At 72.6% G+C, this 22,020-nt stretch carries 18 protein-coding genes; 6 read left to right on the top strand and 12 right to left on the bottom strand.

What is annotated here, in order from left to right; translation table 11 throughout:
- Window positions 1-137: 137 nt before the first annotated feature.
- Genes BF93_RS19160 through BF93_RS19155 form a run of 3 tightly spaced genes read right to left on the bottom strand, consistent with a single transcriptional unit; the run spans window position 138 to window position 4,019 of the window.
- Entirely contained in the window at window positions 138-1,520 is a 1,383-nt protein-coding gene (locus BF93_RS19160; protein WP_051487141.1) for an MFS transporter, read from the bottom strand.
- A gap of 58 nt (window positions 1,521-1,578) precedes the next feature.
- Window positions 1,579-3,357 (bottom strand): sulfatase, encoded by a 1,779-nt coding sequence (locus tag BF93_RS16975; RefSeq protein WP_038374335.1) that lies wholly within the window; start codon window positions 3,355-3,357, stop codon window positions 1,579-1,581.
- A complete protein-coding gene (locus BF93_RS19155) occupies window positions 3,354-4,019 on the bottom strand; it encodes a PadR family transcriptional regulator (protein WP_051487140.1) in 666 nt (221 codons plus the stop codon). The genes BF93_RS16975 and BF93_RS19155 overlap by 4 nt, the downstream gene beginning before the upstream one ends.
- Window positions 4,020-4,167: 148 nt before the next feature.
- On the opposite strand from BF93_RS19155, the gene BF93_RS16970 reads away from it, so the two are divergent.
- From BF93_RS16970 to BF93_RS16960, 3 genes are read left to right on the top strand one after another with little or no spacing between them, the layout of a single operon-like run.
- The gene (locus tag BF93_RS16970; protein ID WP_051487139.1) at window positions 4,168-5,244 is read left to right on the top strand and encodes a formylglycine-generating enzyme family protein; all 1,077 of its coding nucleotides are present in this window, start codon (window positions 4,168-4,170) and stop codon (window positions 5,242-5,244) included.
- Window positions 5,241-5,603: a YidH family protein gene (locus tag BF93_RS16965; RefSeq protein WP_038374287.1), complete on the top strand. Its 363-nt coding sequence runs from the start codon at window positions 5,241-5,243 to the stop codon at window positions 5,601-5,603. Before BF93_RS16970 ends, BF93_RS16965 begins: the two co-directional genes overlap by 4 nt.
- The gene (locus tag BF93_RS16960) at window positions 5,600-6,031 is read left to right on the top strand and encodes a DUF202 domain-containing protein (protein ID WP_084148661.1); all 432 of its coding nucleotides are present in this window, start codon (window positions 5,600-5,602) and stop codon (window positions 6,029-6,031) included. The genes BF93_RS16965 and BF93_RS16960 overlap by 4 nt, the downstream gene beginning before the upstream one ends.
- 61 nt (window positions 6,032-6,092) lie before the next feature.
- On the opposite strand, the gene BF93_RS16955 is transcribed toward BF93_RS16960, so the two are convergent.
- The 6 genes from BF93_RS16955 to BF93_RS16930 form a co-directional block, all read right to left on the bottom strand.
- On the bottom strand, window positions 6,093-8,204 hold the full coding sequence (locus BF93_RS16955; protein ID WP_051487138.1) for a GxGYxYP domain-containing protein: 2,112 nt from the start codon (window positions 8,202-8,204) through the stop codon (window positions 6,093-6,095).
- A gap of 153 nt (window positions 8,205-8,357) precedes the next feature.
- Complete coding sequence (locus BF93_RS16950; RefSeq protein ID WP_038374285.1) at window positions 8,358-9,407, bottom strand: Gfo/Idh/MocA family protein; 1,050 nt, start codon at window positions 9,405-9,407, stop codon at window positions 8,358-8,360.
- 78 nt (window positions 9,408-9,485) lie between these two features.
- A complete protein-coding gene (locus tag BF93_RS16945; RefSeq protein ID WP_038374284.1) occupies window positions 9,486-10,475 on the bottom strand; it encodes a Gfo/Idh/MocA family protein in 990 nt (329 codons plus the stop codon).
- A gap of 304 nt (window positions 10,476-10,779) precedes the next feature.
- Window positions 10,780-12,159: an extracellular solute-binding protein gene (locus tag BF93_RS16940; RefSeq protein ID WP_038374283.1), complete on the bottom strand. Its 1,380-nt coding sequence runs from the start codon at window positions 12,157-12,159 to the stop codon at window positions 10,780-10,782.
- Entirely contained in the window at window positions 12,156-13,115 is a 960-nt protein-coding gene (locus BF93_RS16935) for a carbohydrate ABC transporter permease (protein ID WP_051487137.1), read from the bottom strand. The genes BF93_RS16940 and BF93_RS16935 overlap by 4 nt, the downstream gene beginning before the upstream one ends.
- Window positions 13,115-14,107, bottom strand: coding sequence for a carbohydrate ABC transporter permease (locus BF93_RS16930; RefSeq protein WP_051487136.1), 993 nt, complete (start codon window positions 14,105-14,107; stop codon window positions 13,115-13,117). The genes BF93_RS16935 and BF93_RS16930 overlap by 1 nt, the downstream gene beginning before the upstream one ends.
- Window positions 14,108-14,253: 146 nt before the next feature.
- Here BF93_RS16930 and BF93_RS16925 point away from each other — a divergent pair, with 146 nt between their 5' ends.
- A complete protein-coding gene (locus tag BF93_RS16925; protein WP_232226481.1) occupies window positions 14,254-15,540 on the top strand; it encodes an ROK family transcriptional regulator in 1,287 nt (428 codons plus the stop codon).
- Window positions 15,541-15,663: 123 nt separating this feature from the next.
- On the top strand, window positions 15,664-16,401 hold the full coding sequence (aqpZ, locus tag BF93_RS16920) for an aquaporin Z (protein WP_038374281.1): 738 nt from the start codon (window positions 15,664-15,666) through the stop codon (window positions 16,399-16,401).
- Between the two features lie 155 nt (window positions 16,402-16,556).
- Here aqpZ and BF93_RS16915 read toward each other — a convergent pair whose 3' ends face one another.
- The 3 genes from BF93_RS16915 to BF93_RS16905 form a co-directional block, all read right to left on the bottom strand.
- Window positions 16,557-18,941 carry an outer membrane protein assembly factor BamB family protein gene (locus tag BF93_RS16915; protein ID WP_038374280.1) on the bottom strand — a complete coding sequence of 795 codons (2,385 nt, stop codon included), beginning with the start codon at window positions 18,939-18,941 and terminating at the stop codon, window positions 16,557-16,559.
- A gap of 118 nt (window positions 18,942-19,059) precedes the next feature.
- Window positions 19,060-20,070 (bottom strand): sugar kinase, encoded by a 1,011-nt coding sequence (locus tag BF93_RS16910; RefSeq protein WP_038374278.1) that lies wholly within the window; start codon window positions 20,068-20,070, stop codon window positions 19,060-19,062.
- Window positions 20,067-20,708, bottom strand: a complete 642-nt coding sequence (locus BF93_RS16905; protein WP_038374277.1) for a bifunctional 4-hydroxy-2-oxoglutarate aldolase/2-dehydro-3-deoxy-phosphogluconate aldolase — start codon at window positions 20,706-20,708, stop codon at window positions 20,067-20,069. The genes BF93_RS16910 and BF93_RS16905 overlap by 4 nt, the downstream gene beginning before the upstream one ends.
- A gap of 427 nt (window positions 20,709-21,135) precedes the next feature.
- Between BF93_RS16905 and BF93_RS16900 the strand changes: the two genes are divergently transcribed.
- Entirely contained in the window at window positions 21,136-21,948 is an 813-nt protein-coding gene (locus BF93_RS16900) for a class I SAM-dependent methyltransferase (RefSeq protein ID WP_051487135.1), read from the top strand.
- Window positions 21,949-22,020: the final 72 nt, after the last annotated feature.

Here is a 22,020-nt window from a genome sequence, read left to right as displayed (position 1 = left end):
GGTTCAAACGTTTGAACCGAAGACTCAAAGGTTTGAGCATTGTCGCCGCGCCCGGTGCGCATCGCGACTCCTGCCGGACGCGGACCGCGCTCGTCCCCGGGAGGGGGACGAGCGCGGTCCGGGCAGGGGAGCTGCGGTCAGGGCGTGCCGGGGGTGCTCCGTGCCCGGTCCCGCAGCGTGTCCTCGAGGCGGATCGCGTCGCGGGGATAGGTGACGTAGAGGGCCGTGACGAAGAGCCCGTTGACGAGCATGAGGATGCCGGGGAGCCAGAGCATGACGACCCCCAGCCCGTAGGCCTCGCCGAGGTAGCCGGCGAGGAGGTTGAAGGCGGCGTAGGCGAAGGCCTCGAAGACGCTGAGCATGAGGGCATAGGCGGCGCCGCGCATCTCGGGCGGCACCACCGCGGCGACGATCGGCCGGTTCACGCCGGGGTTGAAGCCCTGCAGCAGGCCGAGCACGGCCCAGAAGGCGGCGAACACGCCGATGCCGCCCCAGTCGTGCTGGGTGGCGACGATGGCCACCGCGCCGAAGGCGAGCTGCGCGAACTGGAGCACGGCGATGCGTCCCCAGCGCGGGAAGCGGACGTGCAGCAGATCGGTCACCGCGCCGCCGACGAGGGTCCCCCCGAGGAAGCCGAGGCCGAACGGCAGCGTCACGACGGCCGCGACGGCCGTGGTGAAGCCGTAGGTCTGCACCAGGAAGATGACTCCGAAGGAGGCGATGAGCAGGTGCCCGCTCACCAGGCGCTGCACGAGCATCAGCACGAAGGTGGGGATCGTGAACATCTGGCGCACCTTGGCCCAGGTGAGCGTGTCGTTCACCGCCCGCTGCTCTGCGGTCATGGAGGTGGACGCGGCCTCGCTCGCGCCGACCCCGGGGTCCTCGAAGAAGAGCCAGACCGCCAGGGCCAGGATCACCATGATCCCGCCCCAGAGATAGAAGCCGTAGCGCCAGCCGTCCTCGACGTTCGCGAGCTGCCCGATCAGCGGCCCGGCGATGGCCCCCAGCAGCGCCACTCCGCCCCAGGTGTATCCGGAGGCGCGCCCGCGGGAGCGCTCGTCGAACAGATCGCTGGTGATCTCCGAGATGAGCGGCAGGGACGCCGCCACGAAGGCGGCGGTGACGCCGTAGCCCAGCAGCAGCGTGCCGTACCCCTGCGCGAAGCCGGTCGCGATGGTCGCGAGGCCTGCGGCGACGGAGGTGAGCACGAAGGTCTTCTTGCGGTTCGTCCTCCGGGCGACGAACGCCCAGAAGGGGCCGAACACGACGGCGATGGCCTTGCCGGCGGCGACCAGCTGGCCGAGGGCGGCGGTGCCGATGCCCAGGGCCGGGAGGATCACGGCGGCGAGCACGCTGAGCAGGCTGGTCTCGTTGTTGTCGGCGAACAGGGATCCGCCGACGAGCGCGAGCTTGCGCCATCGGCCCGGGACGATCACCCCCTTGCCGTCGGGGGTGAGGCGGGGCGCGGGGGCGGAACGCTCTCCTGCGGTCGCAGGAGCCGTCTCCTGGGTCGGGGACATGGCGGATCTCCTCGTCGAGATGGATCAGGCCGCGGCGCGGCGGATTCGGGTCGGTGGGTCAGGAAGCGGGGGCGGCGGTCAGCCGGGCGTCGAGCTCGGCCAGCACCGCAGAGCGCAGCAGCGGCGACAGGGGCGCGAGCTGCAGCAGCGTCGAGGCGCCGGCGAGACGCGCGAGCGAATCGGCCGCGCCTCCCAGCTGCGAGCGCAGGATCTGCGCCCGGTCCTCGTCGGCCATCAGCTCGCGCAGGGAGGAGACGACCACGGGGGACGTCGCGGCGAACTGCTCGGCCGAGGGCAGCGGTGCCAGGGACGCCAGATACGTGGGGTGCTGGGCGCGGGCGAGCAGATGCTCCTCGGTCGCGGGCCCGTGCTCGGGAAGGCCCAGCCGGAGGTACTGCGACGGCGGGGCATCGGCCTGGCGCATCGCCTCCAGCAGCAGCGTGATCATGCGCAGCTCGAGCGCGTCGTCCAGCAGGGGGTGCGTCTGCTCGGGGTCGGTCTCGAGGTCGAACAGGGCCGTGCCCAGGTCCGCGGAGCTGCCCATCGCGCGTCCCGGCAGGCGCAGCACGGGGGCGCCCTGGGTGAAGGACAGCGGGGGGTGGAGCTCGGCGTCGACCAGCTCGGCGGGGGAGAAGCGCTGGTTCATGTGGGTGGGCATGAGCGTGTGCTCGAACAGCGGGCCGTTGCCCGCGTCGACGGCGGCGCGCATGTAGACGTAGCGGCCGTCGGTGACGTTGACGTGCCCGCCGAAGGTGCCGAAGAGGGCGTGCTCGCGGATCGGGGCGTCCTCGGCGAGCACCGGGGCGATCGAGCGCCCCTGCATCCGCGCGGTGGCCGGGATCCCGAAGTAGTCCAGCAGCGTCGGCCCGAGGTCCACGGTCTGCACGAGGCTCTTGCGCGTCTCGCCGGCGCCGCCGTGCCGCGGATCGGCCACGAACAGCGGCGTGTGGATGTTCTCGTCGTACCAGTGCTGGACGTTCTTCCCCCACCAGCCGTGCTCGCCCAGGAGGAGCCCGTGGTCGGTGCAGACGATCAGCAGGGTGTCCTTCCAGAGGTCGTCCTCGTCGAAGCGGTCGAGGACCCGTCCCAGGGAGGCGTCGCACATGCTCAGCAGCGCCGAATACTCGTCGCGGATGCGCTCCACCGTCTCGACGTCCTCGTCGGCGCGCTTGTAGTCGGGCCAGTCGGTGCGGCGCGGATCCTCCGGGTCCAGGCCGTACAGGCGCTGGTACTGGGCGTAGGAGAAGAACGGCTCGTGCGGGTCGAAGCACTCGATCTGCAGCATCCAGCCGTCCTCGTCCCGGTTGGTCGCCAGGAACTCGAGGCCGGCGTCGACCGTGCGGGTCTGCGGGTGGTCGGCCTCGTCGCGCAGGTACTCGCGGTTGATGAGGTCCTGCCGCCACAGCCCGTGGCGGATCCGGCGCGGGCTGTCCTCCGGCTCGATCGGATCGGCGACGTGCCCCTTCCAGGCATCGCCCTCCTGCCCGCGGAAGAACTCGTAGGAGTCGAAGCGGTTGTGGTACGTCGCGCCGCCGTCCTCCCAGTAGTGCTGGTGGTCGGTGACCAGGTGCGTGTACACGCCGTTCTCGCTGAGCATCTGCGGGACGGAGTCGTCGAAGGGCTCCAGCGGCCCCCACGAGCGGTGCAGGAAGTTGTGGCGCCCGGTGTGCAGCTCGCGGCGGGCCGGCATGCACGGCATGGACCCGCCGTAGCAGGTCTCGAAGCGGGTGCTGCGCTCCGCCAGCCGGGAGAAGTTCGGGGCGTGGATCCCGCGCGCCCCGTAGGGCGGGAGGAAGCGCCGGTTCAGGCTGTCGAAAAGGAGGACGACGGCTCTCACCGGCCCGTCCTCTCCGAGGAGCCGGACTTGGAGGGCGCCGCGCCCTGCTCGATCGTCCCCTGCTCGGTCGCGCCCTGCTCGGCGCGCTGCGCGAGCTGCTGCGTGATCACGTCGTGCATCCGCTCGAGCCACGAGATCCACTGGTCGATGGCCGCCTCGCCGTAGGCGTTGAGCTCGTCGGCGAAGAGCGCCAGGGCATGGACGTCGATCTCGGGACGCGCGGCCTCGGAGAGATGGTCCTCGCCGCGGTCGCGGCCCCGGTTCTCGGCGACCTGGCGGCGGCGCGCCTCCAGCTCCTCCTCCAGGAGCTGCAGCGCGCGGGGGAGATCGACCATCGCGGCGATGCGCAGGCGGCCGATGAACTCCGGGTCCTGGAACCGGCGCGGGGGCGAGTACACCGAGTGCACCCAGCGCAGCAGCCGTGCGAAGCCGGCATCGGTCACCGAGTACACCTTGGCGTCCGGGGCGGTGGAGCGCGGGTCGACGACGTGCGAGACCCAGCCCTCGGTCTCCATGCGCGAGAGGAGCCGGTAGATCTGGCTGGGGTGGCGGTCCAGCCCGGAGAACTTTCCCTCCACCCGGGTCCATCGGGCGATGTCGTAGCCGGTCATCGATCGGGCGGCCAGCAGTCCCAGCAGCGGGAACTCGAGCTTCATGGTCATCTCCTCCTCGAGAGCGATGACGAGACTCTAAGTGCATATGCGACTAGGTGCAAGTGCGAGTAGCCTAGGCGTCCGCGCCGTCATCCCTGAGACAATCGGGGACGACCGCGGGCCGGCGGCAGGACGATGGGACGAGCGGAGGGCGTGGATGTCGGAGAACGGGACAGCAGGCTGCGGCTGCGGATGCACCCCCACCCGGGCGCAGGCCCTGGCGCTGGGCACCGCTCCCGCGCCGCGCGACGTTCCCGCGGGAACGCCTGCGGGATCCGCGGAGAACGGCTCGGGGCCATCGGCCGCATCCGCGACTGGCGTCGCCCGCCACCGCATCGAGCAGGCGCACGTCCCCGCGGGAACGTTCGTCATGGGCGACTCCTCGGGGGACCGCAACCGCGGCGACGGCGAGACGCCCCGCCACGAGGTCGCGATCAGCGCCTTCGACATCGACGCCACCACGGTCACGAACGACGACTTCGCCCGCTTCGTCGAGGACACCGGCTACGTCACCGAGGCGGAGTCCTTCGGGTTCTCCGCGGTCTTCCATCTCGCGATCTCCGCGCCGCCCGAGGACATCATGGGCCCCACCTCGGGCGTGCCCTGGTGGGCGGGGGTGAAGGGCGCGCACTGGCGCCGGCCCGGCGGGCGGGACTCCTCGATCGAGGGCATCGGCGACCATCCGGTCACGCATGTGAGCTGGAACGATGCCCAGGCGTACTGCGCCTGGGCGGGACGGCGCCTGCCGACGGAGGCCGAATGGGAGTACGCCTCCCGCGGCGGTCTCGACGGCGCGAAGTACCCCTGGGGCGACGAGGAGCCGGACACCGGCGGCGACCCGGAGCACGGCGGCTGGCGCGCCAACATCTGGCAGGGCGACTTCCCGCGCGCCAACACCCTCGAGGACGGCTGCCTCACCACCGCGCCCGTGCGCGCGTTCTCCCGCAACGGCTACGGCCTGTGGCAGAGCGTCGGCAACGTGTGGGAGTGGTGCGAGGACGTCTTCCACCCCGCCACCTACCGCCGCGGCACCACCGCCGCCCAGCGCGCCCTGGTCACCGATCCCGTCGGCCCCGAGGAGGGGCCCTCGCGCGTGCTGCGCGGCGGCAGCTACCTCTGCCACATCTCCTACTGCAACCGGTACCGCAACTCCGCGCGGTCCCAGAACACCCCGGATTCCTCGATGGGCAACGCCGGCTTCCGCACGGCGTCCCTGCGAAAGGCCGATGCATGAACGCCCCCCGCCGCTTCCCCGGCACCGTCTACCGCGACGGCGACGAGCCCGATCCCCGGTTCAGCCTCGCCAACGAGCGCACCTTCCTCGCCTGGCTGCGCACAGCCCTGGCCCTGTACGCGGGGGCGTTCGCCCTCGAGGCCCTGGCCCTGCCGGAGGCCCTGGGGTGGCGGGCGGCCGCCGCCGGGGTCTTCGTGGTGCTGGGCACCGTCGCCTCCCTGCAGGCGTGGTGGGGCTGGGCCGCGACCGAGCGCTCCCTGCGCCGCGGCACGCCGCTGCCGGGCCTCGGCGCCGGCGCGATCATCGTGGCCGGGGTGATCATCGCGGCGGCCCTGGTGACCATCGGCCTGTTCGCGTGAGCACGCCGCCTGCGGGCCCCACCCCGCCCGCCCCGCCGCCCGGGCCTCCGGGGCCGCCGCCGGGCGGCCCGCCGGGGCGCCCGCGCCGACCGGGCGACGCGCCCTTCGACCCGGGGCTGCAGGTCGAGCGCACCCTGCTGGCATGGCGTCGCACCTGCCTGTCCTTCGCCGCCGCCGGGCTGGTGGCCGCCCGCTTCACCGCCCCCGCCCTCGGGGTGACGGCGGTGGTGGCAGGCCTGGCCGTGGCCGGCTGCGCGATCCTCGCCTACGTCGCCACCGCCCACGGCTACGCCCGCGAGCACCGCGGCCTCGTCGAGGAGGACGGGCTGGCCCGCTCGGGCGTGCCGATGCTCGTGGCCACCGGCGCGGTGCTCCTGCTCGGCGCGCTGTGCGCGGCGTACCTGGTGGCGGGGATCCTGCGGAGCTGAGCCCGGCCCGTGCCCGGGCGGGCCGCACGGCGACCGCGGTGCGGGCGGCCGCCGTGCCGCCTCAGCCCTCCTGCGACCGCCGGAACAGGTCGAAGAACTCGTCCGCGAGGACGACCCGCACGCCCTCCGGCAGGCTCGCCACCAGCTCGGCCGCCTTCGACGGGGTGAAGGACCAGGCGTGCACGTGCACCGCGATGAACAGCGGGCCGGGGCCCTTGCGCTCGGCGATCATCTCCTCGATCTGCGTCCGATAGCTCTCGGGGTCGCCGAAGGGGGACAGGGCGGCGATCAGCGGGACCGCGGCCCCGGGCTCCGAGATCTCGTACGGGTCGCCCGTCTGCATGATGCCGCGCAGGCGCACGTCGCGGGCGTAGGCCTCCAGCACCCGCTCGGGCATGACGGGGTTGTCGCCGTCGGGCGTGGGCGTGGTGTACCCGTAGATGACGTCGAGACCGGTGCGGGCCAGGTAGCCGCCGGTGATGCCCGTGTAGACCGCGAGCTCGTCCTCCGGCCAGGAATCGCCGTAGGTGTAGCCGGCGCCGGAGGGCCCGCACACCAGCAGGTCGTTGTCGGTGCCGGTGTCGCGGAGGTGGCGCAGCAGCGCGGGGCCGGCGTCCTCCAGCAGCGGGCTGACGGTCCAGGAGATCGGGACCTGCCCGCGCGCCGGGTCGTCCCACAGCGCCCGCAGGTGCCGCTGGCAGTACTGGATGTTGTCGCCCTCGCCGAAGATGAGGGTCACGTAGGTCGCGTCCTCGGGGCGCTGCGAGGACCGCCGCGCGGGGACGTGGTGCACATCGGCCGCGACCCCGGACAGCGCGGAGCCGTTGGCGTACCAGTCCGCCGGGACGACGATCACCCCGGCCTGGCTGCACAGCGTCACCCCGGACCACTCGCCGGAGACGTCGTTCGCGAACCAGCCGGCGAAGGCCGACCCGGGCTCGAGCGCATCCAGCAGCTGCGTGAACTGGGAGCCGCTGTCGCCCGAGGGCGGCAGCCAGACCACGAGCGCATCGGTCGCGGCGGCCATGTCGCGGAAGTGGACGAACGGCTCGACCCGGGTGGGGGAGGTGCCGGTGATCGAGACGACGAACTGGTTGACGATGTCCAGAGAGACGGACAGGCTCGTCGCGCCCTCCGGCACCGCGATCCGGTAGATGAAGCGCCCGCCGCCGTCGGCGAAGCGGTGGCCCTCGAGGACCGTCGAGCCGGAGCCGTCGAAGAGGAAGGGCTCCTCCTCCGGGGCACCGGGGGTGAAGGCGGCGATCTGCGCGCCATCGGCCTCGACGGTGACGCCGTAGACGTCCGGGCCCCAGCCATCCTCGGGGAAGGCGTCGGTCATGCGGACGAAGACCGCCTCGGCGTCGAGATGCGCGGACAGGTCGACGGTGCGCACCTCGCGGTTGGAGAAGTCGCGGGTCTGCTCGGGCCAGCGCAGCGCCTCCGTCCAGGCGACGCCGTCGACCTCGACGGTCCGGGTGGGCGGCAGGCCCACCAGCATGCGGTGGGTGCACTGCTCCCACAGGGTCTCGTGGGCCCAGGCGTAGATCGCGGCCGGGTCGTCCTCGAAGCGCCCGCGGAGGTCCTCGAGGATCTCCAGACCGTGCTCGGCGGCGAGCTCGGCGGTGGCGGCGACGCCGCCGTGCAGGGCGGCCAGGGTGGTGGCCACGTTGATGGTGTCCGGCGCGTCCATGTCGTAGACGACGGCGCCGGCGATGCGGTCGCGGTAGGTCTCGACCAGGCTCAGCGGGTCCTCGACGGTCTCGGTGGGCACGGGGAGGTCCGGCACCCAGGTGGCGTCGACCTCGTCCAGGACCAGGTAGATCTCGGGGCGCTCGCGGTTGACCAGGCCCTGCAGGGTGACCAGGAGCGTCTGCGCGAAGCCGTCCAGCTCCCGGGGATCGGCGACCCGCAGGGATGTGGCGCGCGCGAAGGTCGGCAGGACGTGGCCGTCCTTCCAGCGCACGCCGGGCGTGCCGCGCTCGGCGGGGGCCGGCAGCACGGGCGCGGCCGGGGCGCCTGCCGCTGCGGGGCCCGCGAGCGGGGCGGGACCGCCGGCCGCGGCCGGGGACGCGGCCCCGAGGGCCAGGGCGGTGGCGCCGAGGCCCGCGCCGAGGGCGCTGCGACGGCCGAGGGGGCGGCGAAGGGCGGAGGAGGGGAGGTTCCGGTGGGACATCATCGTCTCCAGGGGTGGGGGAGGGAACGCGGGGGTGGGCGCGCTGCGACGAGGTCCGAGCGCGCAGCGGCCGGGATCGGGATCGGCGGCCGCTTCGGGAGGAGGAGAGGGCGCCGGCCCCGCGGCGGGTACCGCGGGGCCGGCGGGAGGGGATCAGACCTCGGGGACGTCCGCGAGGGTGCCGGTGCGGGCGCTCTCGTAGGCGGCGAGGATGATGCCGAGCACGGCGATGCCCTCGTCCTCGGTGTTCAGCGGGCGCTTGCCCGTGGTGAGGCACTCGAGGAAGTCGGCGATCTCCGCGGCGAAGGTGTCGACCTCCTCGTGCTCGAAGACCTGCTCCGTGTCCTCGGCGTGCAGCTTGACGCGCAGGGTGGTGCCGTCGGAGCTGAGCGAGCCCTTCTCGCCCACCACGCTGAAGCGGTCGGTGCCGGGGGCGGCCTGGTAGGCCCACGAGGTGACCAGCTGGCCCACGCTGCCGTTGTCGAAGCGCACCAGGACCTGTGCGGAGTCCTCGCCCTCCATGAAGTCCAGGCGGTGGGTGGACATCATCGAGAAGACCTTCTCGGGGCGGCCGCCGCCGGACAGGTGCATGAGCAGGTAGGTGGGGTGGTAGCCGGTGTCGATGTACTCGCCGCCGCCGGAGGTCGCGGCCTTCGCACGCCAGCCCATGTTCGCCGGGTCGAAGTTGTTGTAGAACGAGTCGGTCGTGCGGACCTCGTACACGGTGCCCAGGGCGCCGGAGTCGATGATCTCCTTGGCCTTGGCGACCGCCGGCATGAACAGCTGGTTGTGCGCGCACATGAGGGTGACGCCGGCCTTCTGCACGGCGTCGCGGACGTCGCGGGCCTCCTCGGGGGTCAGGCACAGCGGCTTCTCGCAGAGGATGTGCTTGCCGGCCTCGGCGGCCGCGACGATCGCGTCGCGGTGCAGGTGGTGGGGCAGGCAGATGTCGACGGCGTCGACCTCGGGGTCCTTCACGAGCTCGGCGAAGTCGGAGTAGCCCTTCGCGCCGGTCTCCTCGACGCGCTGGGCGAGGGTCTTCTCGAAGGCATCGGCGATGGCGGTGATGCGCACGGCGTCGCCGGCGGCCTTGTAGCCGTTCAGGTGCGCGCCGGCGATGCCGCCGCCGCCGATGATGCCGATGCGGACGGGCGAGGTGATGGTCGCGGAGCTCGGGAGGGGGGCGGTGGAGGTGGTGGTCATGGTTCCTGGTTCTCCTGGTGGGATGCGTTCTGGGTCAGCAGTGGTGGGGGCGGAGGGCAGAGCCCGGGGCGGGGCCGCTCAGGCGTGCGCGCGGTCGTTCGCCGCGACGACCAGGGCCGTCAGGGCGCGCGCCCGCCGCAGGTTCTCGGTGGTGGGCTCGCCGGTGCGGATCGCCTCGACCCAGAGGTCGAAGGGGGCGGGGGCATCGGCGGGGACATCGACGCGCTGGAAGCCGTCGCCGGCGTTCACGCGCATCACGGCGCCCTGCTCGTCCTCCTCGAAGCCGTAGATCAGGGAGCCCTCGGTGCCGAGGACCTCGATCGTGAACGGGCTGGCGGGGGTGACGAACCCGGTCTCGACCACGCCGATGGCGCCGTCGGCCGAGGTCACGGTGACCACCGCGTTGTCCTCGACGCCGCGGCCGGTCATGTCGGTGTAGGTCGCACCGGCGACCTGCACGTCCTCGCCCAGGATCAGCTGGGTGAGGTAGACGGGGTGGGCGGCGAGGTCCGAGAACGCGCCGCCGAGGGCCTCGGTCGCGTCGTAGAAGCGCTCGGGCAGCCAGTTGGCGAGGGAGCCGTTGTGGGCCAGGCGCACGCGCGAGTACGTGAGGCGTCCCAGCGTCCCGGCCTCGAGCACCTCGCGCAGGGCCACGCAGTACCCGTGGGACAGGCGCGGCAGCGACACGGTCAGCGCCACGCCGGCGGCGCCGGCCGCCTCGACGAGGACGTCGCAGCCCTCGACGGTGGGGGAGAGCAGCTTCTCGGTGAAGACGTGCTTGCCCGCGGCGATGGCCTTTCCGAGCACCTCGTCGTGGTCGCTGGTGGCGGTGGTGACGGTGACGCCGTCGAGGTCCTCGCGCGCCAGCAGCGCCTCGAGATCGGCCTCGAAGGGGACGCCCAGGCGCTCGGCGAGCTCCTGCCCGCGGGGCGCGTCGTCGTCCCACACGGCGACCAGCTCGGTGCCCGGGTGGTCGATCGCGGCGCGTCCGTACTCCTCGGCGTGCACGTGCCAGGCGGAGAGCACGGCGATCCGCAAGGGCGCTGCCGTGTCCAGGGGGGAGGTCATGGGGTGGATTCCTGCTTCCCGTCTCGTGGGTTTCCTGTCCGGCCGGGAGGCCGGAGGTCTGCGGTCCGGCCGATGGCCGGAGGTCTGGGGGCCGGCCGATGGCCGGAGGTCCGGCCGGTGGCCGGGGTCGGGGCCCGCGATGGTGCCGGGTCCCGGGCCGGCCGAGGGGCCGACGTCTTCAGCCTGCCCGATGGGGGCAGGGCTTGGGGAGGGGCATCGGACGATTCGTCGGATCTTTTCGGGACGGAATCGGCCGGGGCCGCCCGGGCCCCGCGACGCGGAGGTCGCGGAGCCCGGGCGAGGCTCAGGCCTCGGGGATGGGGCTGGGCTTGCCGTACGTCTCGGGCATCTTGAAGTCGGGGAACAGCGCCATCTTCGGGGCGATCAGGGCCTGGTTCTCCTCGATCGCCTCCTGCGGCGTCTTGGACCCCAGCGCCACGGAGGACTTGGCGCGGTCGGTGGTGTCCCACACGGCCGAGCCCACCGGCAGCGGCGGACGGGAGGTCGAGTTCGGGAGCATCTCCCGGAACAGCTCCGCCCCCGGGTTGTACTTCTTCTCGACGATCGCCTGCAGGTTCGTGGGCAGGTTGCCCAGCATCGGCTGGTAGATCGACTGGCCCGGGTAGCCCGCGAAGAACTTCAGGAACTCCCAGAGCGTCTTGGTCATGTTCGCGCCCTTGGGGATCACCAGCGACTGGCCGCCCGACCACGTGTAGGTGGGGTCGCCGTCCTTCTGGACGGGCAGCCAGGTCCACTTCAGCGGGAGGTCCGGGGCGTACTTCTCGTTGCCCTGGATCTGCCACGGGCCGGTCGGCGTGATGGCCAGGCGCTCGGAGAACAGCGCGTTCTGGGTGGGCGGCGCGTTCGGCGGCTGGTAGGTCGCGTAGAAGGCGTCGACCTTGGAGTAGGGGAACTCCTCGGCCCAGTCCGCGTACAGCTCGAACACGGCCTTCCACTCGGGGGAGTCCAGGGTGATCTTCGAGGTCTCGTTGTCGTAGACCTCGGCGCCCAGGCCGAAGGCCCAGGTGTAGGGCGTGCCCTGGTCCACCCACGGCACGAAGCCGAAGCGGTCGTAGTTGCCGCGGGAGTCCTCGTGGGTGACCTGCCGGGCGACCTCGCGCAGCTCGTCCCAGGTGATGACGTGCTGCGTCGGGTCGAACATGTCCAGGTCGATCCCGACGTCCTTGAGGATGTTCTCGTTGTAGAGCAGGCCACGGGCGTCGGTCGCGGTGGGCAGGCCGTAGGTCTGCCCGTCGTAGGTCAGCTCGTCGACCGCGAACTGGATCCACTGGGACTTGAACTCCTCGACGGAGACGTCCTCGTACTCCTCGATGAGGCCGTCGATGGGCTCGAGCAGGCCGATGGAGGCGTTCTGCACGGCGTTGAAGCGGTCCATCCACCACAGGTCCGGCGCGGTCCCGCCGCGCACGGCCGTGATGATCTGGCTGTTGTCCGCCGCGCCGCTGGAGGGGACCTGGTCGATGATGACCTGGACGTCCTTCCCGGCGTCGGTGGCCTTGAAGGCGTCCAGGACCGCCTGGTCCTTGTCGGTGTCGGCGGCGCCCATGCCCCAGTAGCGGATGACGTTGTCGCCGGTCGCCCGGCTGCGGGCGCAGGAGGTGGCGCCCAGGGTCGCGGCGGCGGCGAGGCCCGCACCGCCGAGGAATCGTCGTCTGTCGATCACTTGAAGCCTCCGATCGTGATGCCGCGGATGAAGTACCGCTGGAAGATGAAGAACAGGACCAGCAGCGGCAGGATCACGAGGAACGATGCGGCCATGAGCTGGTTGAAGGAGACGTCCTGGGCGTTGACGGAGCGGAAGGTCTGCAGACCGATGGACAGGGTCTGGACCCTCTGGTCCTGCAGGTAGATCAGCGGTCCCATGAAGTCGTTCCAGGCGCCGACCGCGGCGAAGATCGCGACTGTGGTCAGGGCCGGGCGGGCGGTGGGGAAGACGAGCTTCCACAGGATCGTCCATTCGCTGGCCCCGTCCACGCGGGCGGCGTTGAGCATGTCCCGGGGGATCTGCAGCAGGAACTGCCGCAGCAGGAACACGAAGAACGCGGAGCCGAACATGGCCGGGATGATGAGCGGGAACAGGGTGTTCACCGCGCCCAGCCGGGCCCACATGTCGAACATCGGGATGAGCGTGACCGGGAACGGCAGGAACAGGGTGCCGATGACCACGAGGAAGACCTTGTCGCGGCCGGGCCACTCGATGCAGGAGAAGCCGTAGGCGACGATGAAGTTCGCGACCACGCTGAGGACCACCACGGAGACGGTGATGATCGCGGAGTTCGCGAAGAACTGGAGGAACGGCATGGCCGTGATGGCCTTGACGTAGTTCCCGAACTCCCAGGACTGGGGGAGCAGGGTCGGCGGGAACTTCGCGAGCTCCTCGTTGGACTTCAGCGAGGAGGCGATCATCCAGTACATCGGCAGCAGGAACAGCGCGCTCAGCGCGATCATGACGATCCGGGCGATGAGCGTGGAGTACCACGGCCGCAGGGTGCCGTCGGCGCGACGGTTGTTCTGGTCGGCGTCCTCCGCCCGCTGGCGGCGGCGCTCGGCGAGGTGCGAGGAGTTCTTGGCGGTGCTCGAGGCGGCGCTCGAGTCGTGCTCGGTGAGGGAGGTAGTCATCAGGCGGCGTCCACGTCGTAGTTCACGAATCGGCGCGAGAGCCAGAAGATCAGCAGCGCCAGGGCAAGACCCGTCAGGAACAGCAGCACGGCCAGGGCGGAGGCGTAGCCCAGCTCTGCGAAGCCGAATGCCGTCTTGTACAGGTACATCATGTAGAACAGCGCGCCGCCGTCGGGATCGCCGGATCCGTTGGTGATGACGAAGGCCTCGGTGAAGACCTGCAGCGCACCGGAGACGCCGGTGATGAGGTTGAACAGCAGCACCGGGGTCAGCAGCGGGAAGGTGATCGAGAAGAACTGGCGGATGGGGCCGGCCCCGTCCACGCGCGCCGCCTCGTAGACGGTCTTGGGCACGTTGCGCAGGCCCGCGAGGAAGATGAGGGCCGCGTTGCCGGCGCCGAACTGCGCCATGAGGATGATCGCGATCTTCACGCCCGTCGGATCGCCCAGCAGGTTCACGTTCGATCCGCCGAACAGGCCGATGACCTGGTTGAACACGCCGAACTGCGGGTTCAGGAACACGATGAAGATGAACGACATCGCGAAGGCGGGGATCAGCGAGGGGGCGTAGAAGATGGTGCGGTACCAGGCGACCTCGCGCACGTTCTGGTTCATGGCGATCGCGAGGGTGAGGGCGACGACCAGTCCCAGCGGCACGGCGATGATCGCGTAGAACAGCGTGTTCCCGGTGGCCTTGGCGACCAGCGGGTCCGAGAAGGCGGTGATGTAGTTCTGCACGCCGACCCAGGTGGGGGTCGCCATGCCCGAGTACCGGGTGAAGCTCAGGCCGATCGAGTAGGTCACCGGGTACACGATGAAGACGGCGACGCCGATGATCCAGGGCGAGATGAACAGCAGCCCCAGCCTGAGGTTGCGCTTGTGGGTGAGGGACATGCGGCGTTTCTCGCCCGATGCTCCGGCGAGCGGCGTCGTGGATCGCGCGGGGGCTCCGGTGCCCGCGGCGCGCGCTCCGTCCACGTCGGTGGCGCTCATCGTTCTCCTTCCGAGATGCGGTGCAACCCCGTCGGTGCACCGAGTCATGACGGGTGGTCCGCTGCGCGGGGCAGGGGGCGGGAGATGTCCGTGAAGCGTGTGGGCCGGACCACTCCGTCGTGTCGCCGGGTACATTACTCACACCGATGGACATAAAACAAGGGGCGGCGGAGCGGCCGCTACCATCGGGCCAGGAACGGGCCCAGGAGGACCTCATGCGCGGATCGACCATGCCGGATCTCGGGGCTCGCAACGAGATGGTGATCCTGCAGGCGATCCGGCTGCGGCCGGAGGGCATCTCCCAGTCGGAGGTCGTCCGCCGCAGCGGGCTGTCGCGCCAGGCCGTCTCCCAGATCGTGCGGCGGCTGATCGATCGCGGCCTCGTGCAGACCCACGGCACCCGCGTCAACGGGCGCGGCAAGCCCTCCACGGTGCTGGGCATCGTCCCCGGCTCGCAGCTCACCGCCGGGGTGCACCTGGACCCCGCCCAGCTGACCGTCGTCATCGTCGACCTGTTCGCGCAGGTCATCGCCAAGCGTGCGCTCGAGCCGCCCGGCGAGGACCCGGCGGACGACGTGGTCCGGATCGCCGACGCCCTCGAGGACATGCTCGCCGACCTGCGCGAGGCGGGGATGTCCGCGGCCGACGGCGGCGACGTCGCCGGCGCGCTCGCCGGCATCGGCATCGCCGCGCCCGCGGGGCTGGACGCCGAGGCCGGCATCCTGGTGGACCCGCCATGGCTGCCGGGCTGGCGCCACGAACCGATCGTCTCCGAGATCGAGACGGCCACCGGACTGCCGGCCGTGCTCGACAAGGACACCAACGCGGCGCTCACCGCCGAGAAGTGGGCCGGCAGCTACCCGCAGGAGGAGACGGTCCTGTACATCTACGTCGGCGCGGGCGTGGGCTCCGCCGTCGCGGGCGACGGCACCGTGCACCGCGGCAGCACCACGCAGGCCGGCGAGATCGGGCACCTCCCCACCGGCCTGGACGGGCCGATGTGCCAGTGCGGACGGCGGGCGTGCCTCGGCCTGTACACCGACGCCTCCGGGATCCTGCAGGCCGCGCGCGAGCAGGGGGTCATCGCCGACGACCCCGACGCCCTGGTCGCCGATGCCCTCAGCGAGGTCGTGGCCTGCGCCCGCGCCGGGGACGCGGCGGCCGCCGAGCTCGTCGCCGGGCACGGCCGCGCCCTCGGCGAGGCGCTGCGCACCCTGATCGGGATCCACGACCCGCACCGCATCATCATCGGCGGGCCCTACTGGGGACTGCTCGAGGAGGCGTCCCTGCCGGCGCTGCGCGAGCGCGCGCTGCGGGCCGGCGGCGGCGACCACGGCGTGCTCATCACGTCCTCCACGCTCGGCGACGACGTCGGCGCGATCGGCGCGGCGAGCCTCTTCCTCGAGCGCGAGCTGTCCCCGGCCGGCCGCTGAGCTGCCGGGCAGGACGGCATTCGGACATACCGGAACGCGGGCATTGCGGGATCATCGACCGCACGGTAGGACTGCACCGAGCAGGCGTTTCCCATCCCTTCCTCGGCAGCCCTGGAGGCCACCGTGTCCGATTCTCCTGTCCCTCCTCTCTCCTCCCGTCTCATCGCCGAGTTCCTCGGCACGTTCTGGCTCGTCTTCGGCGGCTGCGGATCCGCGGTCCTCGCGGCGGTCTTCCTCACCGACGACGGCACCCAGCTGGGCATCGGCTTCGTGGGCGTCGCGCTCGCGTTCGGCCTGACCGTCGTCACCGGCGCCTACGCGGTGGGCCACATCTCCGGCGGCCACTTCAACCCCGCCGTCACCCTGGGCGTCTTCCTGGGCGGCCGCATCGAGGCGAAGGCGGTGCTGCCGTACATGGCCACGCAGGTCGTCGCCGGCGTGGTCGCCGCGGCGGTGCTGTTCCTCATCGCCAGCGGCTCCGACTCCTTCGCCATCGACCCCGGCGCCGCGGGATCCTTCGCGACCAACGGCTACGGCGAGCTCTCGCCGGGAGGCTACAGCCTGCTGTCGGCTCTGCTCATCGAGATCGTGCTGACGGCGGTGTTCCTGTGGGTGATCCTCGGGGTGACCCACGGCCGCGCCCCGGTCGGCTTCGCGCCGCTGGCCATCGGCCTCGCCCTGACCCTCATCCACCTCATCTCCATCCCGGTCACCAACACCTCGGTGAACCCCGCCCGCTCGCTCGCCGTGGCGGTCTTCAACCCGGCGGCGCTGGGCCAGGTGTGGCTGTTCCTCCTCGCCCCGCTGATCGGCGCGGCGATCGCCGGCTCCACCTACCGGATGCTGTTCGACCGCGAGTGAGGCGATGGGGACGGAGCCTGCCCGTCCCCGCCGCCGACCCGCACCCTCCGCGCAGGGTGCACCGGCCCGCGCCGGTGCGCCCTGCCGTCGGTGCGCCCTGCCGTTGGTGGGCCCTGCTGCCGGTGCGCTCTGCCGCCGGTGCGCCCTGCGCCGTCTCACACCTCGGTGACGTCGAAGGCGCGCACCATCCCGTCCTGGTCGCCGACGACCACCGCGCCGGGCACCGGGAGGTAGGCGGGGGTGGCGATCACCCGCGAGGTGGTGACCTGGTGCAGCGCGGTGACGTCGGGGGCATCGGCGTCGATCAGGGAGAGCACGCCGGTCAGGCTCACGTGCCAGGCCCGATGGGTCCCGGCCACGGGGGCGAGTCCCGCGTCCAGGGACACCTGGCCGCCCTCGCCGATGGGCGTGATCGTGCCGTCGTCGGGGCTGATGAGCGCCGCCTGCCCGCGCTCCTGGACCACGAGGACGGTGCCGTCGTCGAGGATCTCCGGCGGGGTGTACATCGCCGAGGCGGCCGCCGTCCAGCGGGTCGTGCCGTCGGCCGCATCCAGGCAGTGGAGGGTGTCCACGGTGCCCACCAGCACGGCGTCCGCGCCGATGGGGCGCACGGTCGTGGTCCACGGCCCGTACAGCAGGCGCTGGTAGGCGGTCGACCGCCGCGCCAGCTGCGCGACCCAGCGCTCGGCGCCCCGCTCGAGCGAGTAGCCGCGGGCGGTGCCGTCCCCCGCCCCGATCACCACGGTGTCCCCCAGCACGAGGGGCCGGCCGCACGACTGCACCGGGATCGGCACCGTCCACATCACCGTGCCCGTCTCGTCGATGCGGTTCAGCGTCGGCCCGGCGCTGACCAGCACGCTCTCCAGGCCGTCCGTCGTGACCACGAGCGGGGCCGAGGCGACGCGCTCGGGCAGCTCGGCCCGCCACAGCTCGCGCCCCCGGCTGATGTCGAGCGCGACGAGCGCCCGGTCCAGGGAGGGCACGTAGGCGGTGCCCGCGTCGGGGGAGAGCGCGAGCGGGCGATGGACCGAGCCCGTCTCCACCCGCCACTGCCGGCGCAGGCTGCGCCCCCGCAGGACGAAGGAGATCACCTCGCCCTGGTCGGTGGACACCAGCATTGTGTCCTCGCCGGTGGGGACCACCGCGCCGGTGACCGCCCCGTCCACCTCGTAGGTGCCCAGCGGGCGCACCGGTCCGCCGCGGGTGGTCAGCTCATCGGCCGCCTCCCAGGTCCCGCCGTCGGCGGCGGTGCCGCGCACCCGCACCCGGTGCGTGCCCGGGAGGACCGGCGGGCTGATCGCGGCCACGTCGATCCGCGCCTCGAGCAGGGTGCCGTCGATGCTCATGTCGTACCAGGTGCCGTGCTCGGTGAGGCCGTACAGCGACTCGTCCCAGACCTGCGCCGCGGCGGCGACGAGGGCGTCCTCGCCGCCGATGCGCGCGCTCACGTGCACGGCCGAGCCGGGGGCGCGGGCGTTCAGCCGCCGCGGCATGGCCTGGTGGCCGCTGGCGCGCGGCGTGCCCATCGGGATCGTGACGACCGGCGTGACGGTGCGCTCGCCGTCGTCCCCGGGCGCCGGCAGCGAGACCGCCTCGACGGTGAGCTGGTCCATCTCCTCGGTGGGGCTGTGGCGCAGCAGGTAGTGGACGGGCGAGTTCTTCACCGCCCGGCCCGTGAGGACGATGGTGTCGTTGACCCGGGTGACGGTCTCGGAATGGTTGTGGCCGGCGAGGATCGCCCGCACGGGATGATCCGCGATCAGCGCGAACAGCTGGTCCATGCCGCGCACGTAGTGGAAGTCCGCCCCGGGCGGGCAATGCATGACGATGATGCTGGGCGTGCGCCCGGCCATCCGCAAATCGGCACGCAGCCACTCCAGGGTCGCCCGGCTGACGTGCGCCTCCTCCTGCAGCGGGCCCGAGACCTCGAGCATGATCACGTGGATCCGCTGATGGTCGAAGGAGCGCGAGCCCTCCTCGTGCATCCGCGCGCGGTACACGTTCCCGCCGCTGGGATCCCAGCGCATCTCGTGGTTGCCGGCGACGTGCTGGATTTCCCCGGGGAAGTCCTCCGGGACCAGCCGCAGGTAGCGGTCGTAGGTGTCGTTGGACCCGAACTCGGTGATGTCCCCGCCGTGCAGCACGAGCGGGACGTTCAGGGCGCGCATGTCCTCGAGGACCAGCTGCAGGTGGATGTCCTGCGCCGCGGCGACCGCGTCGATGTGCACGTCGGTGATGAACGAGGCGAAGACGGTGCCGGCGGCCTCGGGGCCCGTCCCCCAGCCCTGGTCGTCATCGCGCGGGCCGTCGAGGATGTGCGCGCGGGCCCACAGCGGCCCCAGGCAGACCACGGCCGAGCCGGCGGCGGCCGCCGCCCCCGTCAGCAGGGCCCGGCGGCCGATGCCGCGGGGCCGTCTCTCCCCGGCGGCGCCCCGGCGCAGGGCGGTCTCGCCGATGCGCTGGGACGCATCGGCCGCGGTGGCCGCGTCGACGCCTGAAGGAGTCGACGCGGCGTGGGCGCTGCTCTCCTCCGGCCTCATCCTTCGATGGTATCGGCCGGGCGCGGCCGATGGGGCGCCGGAGCGGGCCGCGCGGGCCGGCCAGGGCCGGTCGGCGGCGGCCCGGTCCCCGCGGTCGGCGGCGGCCCGGCCCCGGCGGCTACCGGCTGACCGGGTCGCCGTCGGGGTCGAGGAATCGCTGCAGGTCGGCGGGCCGCGGCGCGGATTCCCAGTCGCCGGGCGACATGCACAGCAGGGCGCCGTGCGCATTGCCGCGCAGCAGCCGCTCGGCCGGGTCGGCCCCGGTCAGCCGCGCCGCGAGATAGCCGGCGACGAAGGCGTCCCCGGCGCCGACGGTGTCCACCACCGGCACGGTGAAGCCGTCATGGCGGGTCAGATGCCCGTCGACGAGGCTCGCGGCGCCGTCCCCGCCCAGCTTCGCGACCAGCTCGCGTCCGCCCGTGCCCGCGTCGTCGGGGGAGAGGGACTCCAGGTGCGCATCCAGCGCCCGCAGCAGCGCCTCCGGGTCCTCCGGATCGGTGCCCTCGGGGGCGATGAGCGCCAGCTCCTCGAGCCCGCCGAAGACGACATCGGCCCCCGCGGCCAGGCGGGTGTAGACCTCGCGCACGCCCCCGGGCGGGGCGAGGGAGGGCCGATGGTTCACATCGAAGCTCACCGCGACCCCTGCCGCGCGGGCACGGCGGACGGCGTCCTCGACGGTCGCCGCCGCGCCGGGCGAGAGCAGCGTCGTCACCCCGCCCACGTGCAGCAGGGACGCCGCGGCGAGGAGCTCGTCGGGGACATCGGCCGAGGACATGCGGGATGCGGCCGAGCCTGCCCGGAAGTACTGGACGGTGGTAGTGGCCGAGGTCGGCTTCGCCTTGATCATGAGGCCGGTGGGGGCGTCCGGGTCGACGGCGGCGCGCACGTCCACGCCCTCCGCACGCACCTCGCGCAGGACGCGCTCGCCGAGCGCATCGGCGCCGACCCGGGAGACCCAGGTGACGTCGATCCCGGCGCGGGCCAGCCCGATCGCCAGGTTCGACTCGGCCCCGCCGATCCCCAGGGCGAGGTGGTGGGCGTGGGCGAGGGAGCCGATGCCCTCGGTGCGCATCAGCGCCATCGTCTCGCCGAGGGTGAGCACGCGCGGCCGCGCCGCGGAAGGGGTCATCGGGCGTCCTGCACGGCGGCGACGAAGTCGCGGGCGCGAGCGGCCAGCTCGGTCATCGAACCGCCCTTCAGCGCGTCGCCCAGCAGCGGCCCGCCGACGCTCACGGCCGCGGCCCCCGCGGCCAGCCACGCCCGCGCGGCCTCGAGGTCCACGCCGCCGGAGGGGACGACCTCGATGTCCGGGAACGGGCCGCGCAGGTCCTTCACGTACCCCGGGCCCACCAGGCCCGCCGGGAACACCTTCACCGCCGAGGCCCCCGCCGACCACGAGGAGAACAGCTCCGTCGGCGTCAGGCCGCCGGGAAGGATCGGCACGCCGGAGGCGATCGACGTCTCCACCAGGGACGGGTCCGTCACCGGGGTGACGATGTAGCGGGCGCCGCCGTCGAGGGCGCGCAGCAGCTGCGGATGCGAGGTCACGGTGCCCACGCCCACGTCCACGCTCGCCGCGTACCGCTCCACCAGCGTCGGCAGCACGTCGAGGGTCTTCGGGGTCGACAGGGTCAGCTCGACGCTGCGCACCCCGGCCTCGGCGAGGGTGTCGATGACCTCCGGGTACTGCGCCGCATCGCTGCCGCGCACCACCACCACGAGTCCGGACGCCGCGGTGAGCTGGGGGATGGGGATACGCGTGGTCACAAGGTCCTCCTCGTCGAAGCCGATGTCGCACAGCGCCGCCGCCCGGGTCGCCCGTCGGCGGTCTCTGCTCGCCCACCGCTGCCCGGCGGCCGCTGTGCCTCCCCGAAGCCTACGGCCGAACCCGACCCGGGTAAACGCCTTCCCGCTTGTCGGACCGCCGTACCGTCCCCGTTCCCCGGGTATCTGTCGGAGTGAATCCGTCGCTTCCCCTGCTCGACGAGATCTGTCGGAGTGAATCCGTCGCTTCCCCGCGAGGTAGCGACGGACTTACTCCGACGGATGAGCGTAGCGACGGAATCACTCCGATCGATGCGCGTAGCGACGGACTTACTCCGATCGATTCCCGGGCGACGCGTGAGGGCCAGATTCCGGGGCGGGTCCGTGCAGCAGGCGGCGGGCGGCGGTGAGGGAGCCGTAGCGTGGGGTCATGCGCAGCTGGGATACGACGACCGCGGACTATGAGCGTTCGTTCGGGGCGCTCTGCGCGGGGACGATCGAACGGATCCTTGAGGACGCGGAGGGGCCGCGGCTCCTCGATGTCGGCTGCGGCACCGGCGAGCTGGCGGCACGCGCGGTGGCCCGGGGGTCGCAGGTCGTCGCAGTGGATCCGGCGCCCTCGATGGTGCGTCGCGCCCGGGAGGTGATCGATGCCGCCGCGGCTGCCGGCGGCCCGGGCGCCGGCGAGGTGCGGGAGGCAGAGCTTCCGGACCTTCCGTTCGCCGACGCGGCGTTCGATGCCGTGGTCGCGAACTTCGTCGTCAACCATGTCCCGCGTCCCCTGGACGCGATGCGGGAGATCGCCCGGCTGCTGCGGCCGGGCGGCACGGCGACGACGACGATCTGGCCCGCCGGAGGCGGCGGATGGCAGGAGCTGGTCGGCGGGGCCTTCGCGGCGGCCGAGGTCGTGGCGCCGCCGAGCACCCGCCTGCCGGCTGATCTCGACTTCGCCCGCACCCCGCGGGGCCTCGCCGACCTGGCCGAGCGGGCCGGGCTGCGCGTCGTGCTCAGCGAGGAGCTGCACTGGACGTGGGAGGTGGGGGTCGAGGATCTCTGGGCCGGGATCGCCGGCGGCATCGCGACGCCGGGGCAGACCTATCTGGCGCAGACCCTGCAGGTCAGGCGGCGGGTCGAGGAGGAGTACCGTCGCCGCGCAGCCGGGCTCGCCGGGGACGACGGCCTGCTCCGGTTCGCGAGCACGGCCGTCCGGACCCTCGCGCGCGCTCCGCACGGCGGCGCCTGACCCGGCGGCGCCGCCCGGATGCGGCACGCGCGGCCCGCTCCGCCCGCCCGGATGCGGCACGCGCGGCCCGCC

The sequence above is a fragment of the Brachybacterium phenoliresistens genome, assembly GCF_000576425.1.
In the GTDB taxonomy this organism is placed as follows: domain Bacteria; phylum Actinomycetota; class Actinomycetes; order Actinomycetales; family Dermabacteraceae; genus Brachybacterium; species Brachybacterium phenoliresistens.
This window is presented reverse-complemented; position numbering and strand designations above follow the sequence as displayed.

Bases quoted from the DNA above. Each gene is read 5' to 3' on its own strand.
- BF93_RS19160 (WP_051487141.1), bottom strand. From the start codon at position 1,520: ATGTCCCCGACCCAGGAGACGGCTCCTGCGACCGCAGGAGAGCGTTCC.
- BF93_RS19155 (WP_051487140.1), bottom strand. From the start codon at position 4,019: ATGACCATGAAGCTCGAGTTCCCGCTGCTGGGACTGCTGGCCGCCCGA.
- BF93_RS16970 (WP_051487139.1), top strand. From the start codon at position 4,168: ATGTCGGAGAACGGGACAGCAGGCTGCGGCTGCGGATGCACCCCCACC.
- BF93_RS16965 (WP_038374287.1), top strand. From the start codon at position 5,241: ATGAACGCCCCCCGCCGCTTCCCCGGCACCGTCTACCGCGACGGCGAC.
- BF93_RS16955 (WP_051487138.1), bottom strand. From the start codon at position 8,204: ATGTCCCACCGGAACCTCCCCTCCTCCGCCCTTCGCCGCCCCCTCGGC.
- BF93_RS16950 (WP_038374285.1), bottom strand. From the start codon at position 9,407: ATGACCACCACCTCCACCGCCCCCCTCCCGAGCTCCGCGACCATCACC.
- BF93_RS16945 (WP_038374284.1), bottom strand. From the start codon at position 10,475: ATGACCTCCCCCCTGGACACGGCAGCGCCCTTGCGGATCGCCGTGCTC.
- BF93_RS16935 (WP_051487137.1), bottom strand. From the start codon at position 13,115: ATGACTACCTCCCTCACCGAGCACGACTCGAGCGCCGCCTCGAGCACC.
- BF93_RS16930 (WP_051487136.1), bottom strand. From the start codon at position 14,107: ATGAGCGCCACCGACGTGGACGGAGCGCGCGCCGCGGGCACCGGAGCC.
- BF93_RS16925 (WP_232226481.1), top strand. From the start codon at position 14,254: ATGGACATAAAACAAGGGGCGGCGGAGCGGCCGCTACCATCGGGCCAG.
- BF93_RS16915 (WP_038374280.1), bottom strand. From the start codon at position 18,941: ATGAGGCCGGAGGAGAGCAGCGCCCACGCCGCGTCGACTCCTTCAGGC.
- BF93_RS16910 (WP_038374278.1), bottom strand. From the start codon at position 20,070: ATGACCCCTTCCGCGGCGCGGCCGCGCGTGCTCACCCTCGGCGAGACG.
- BF93_RS16900 (WP_051487135.1), top strand. From the start codon at position 21,136: ATGCGCAGCTGGGATACGACGACCGCGGACTATGAGCGTTCGTTCGGG.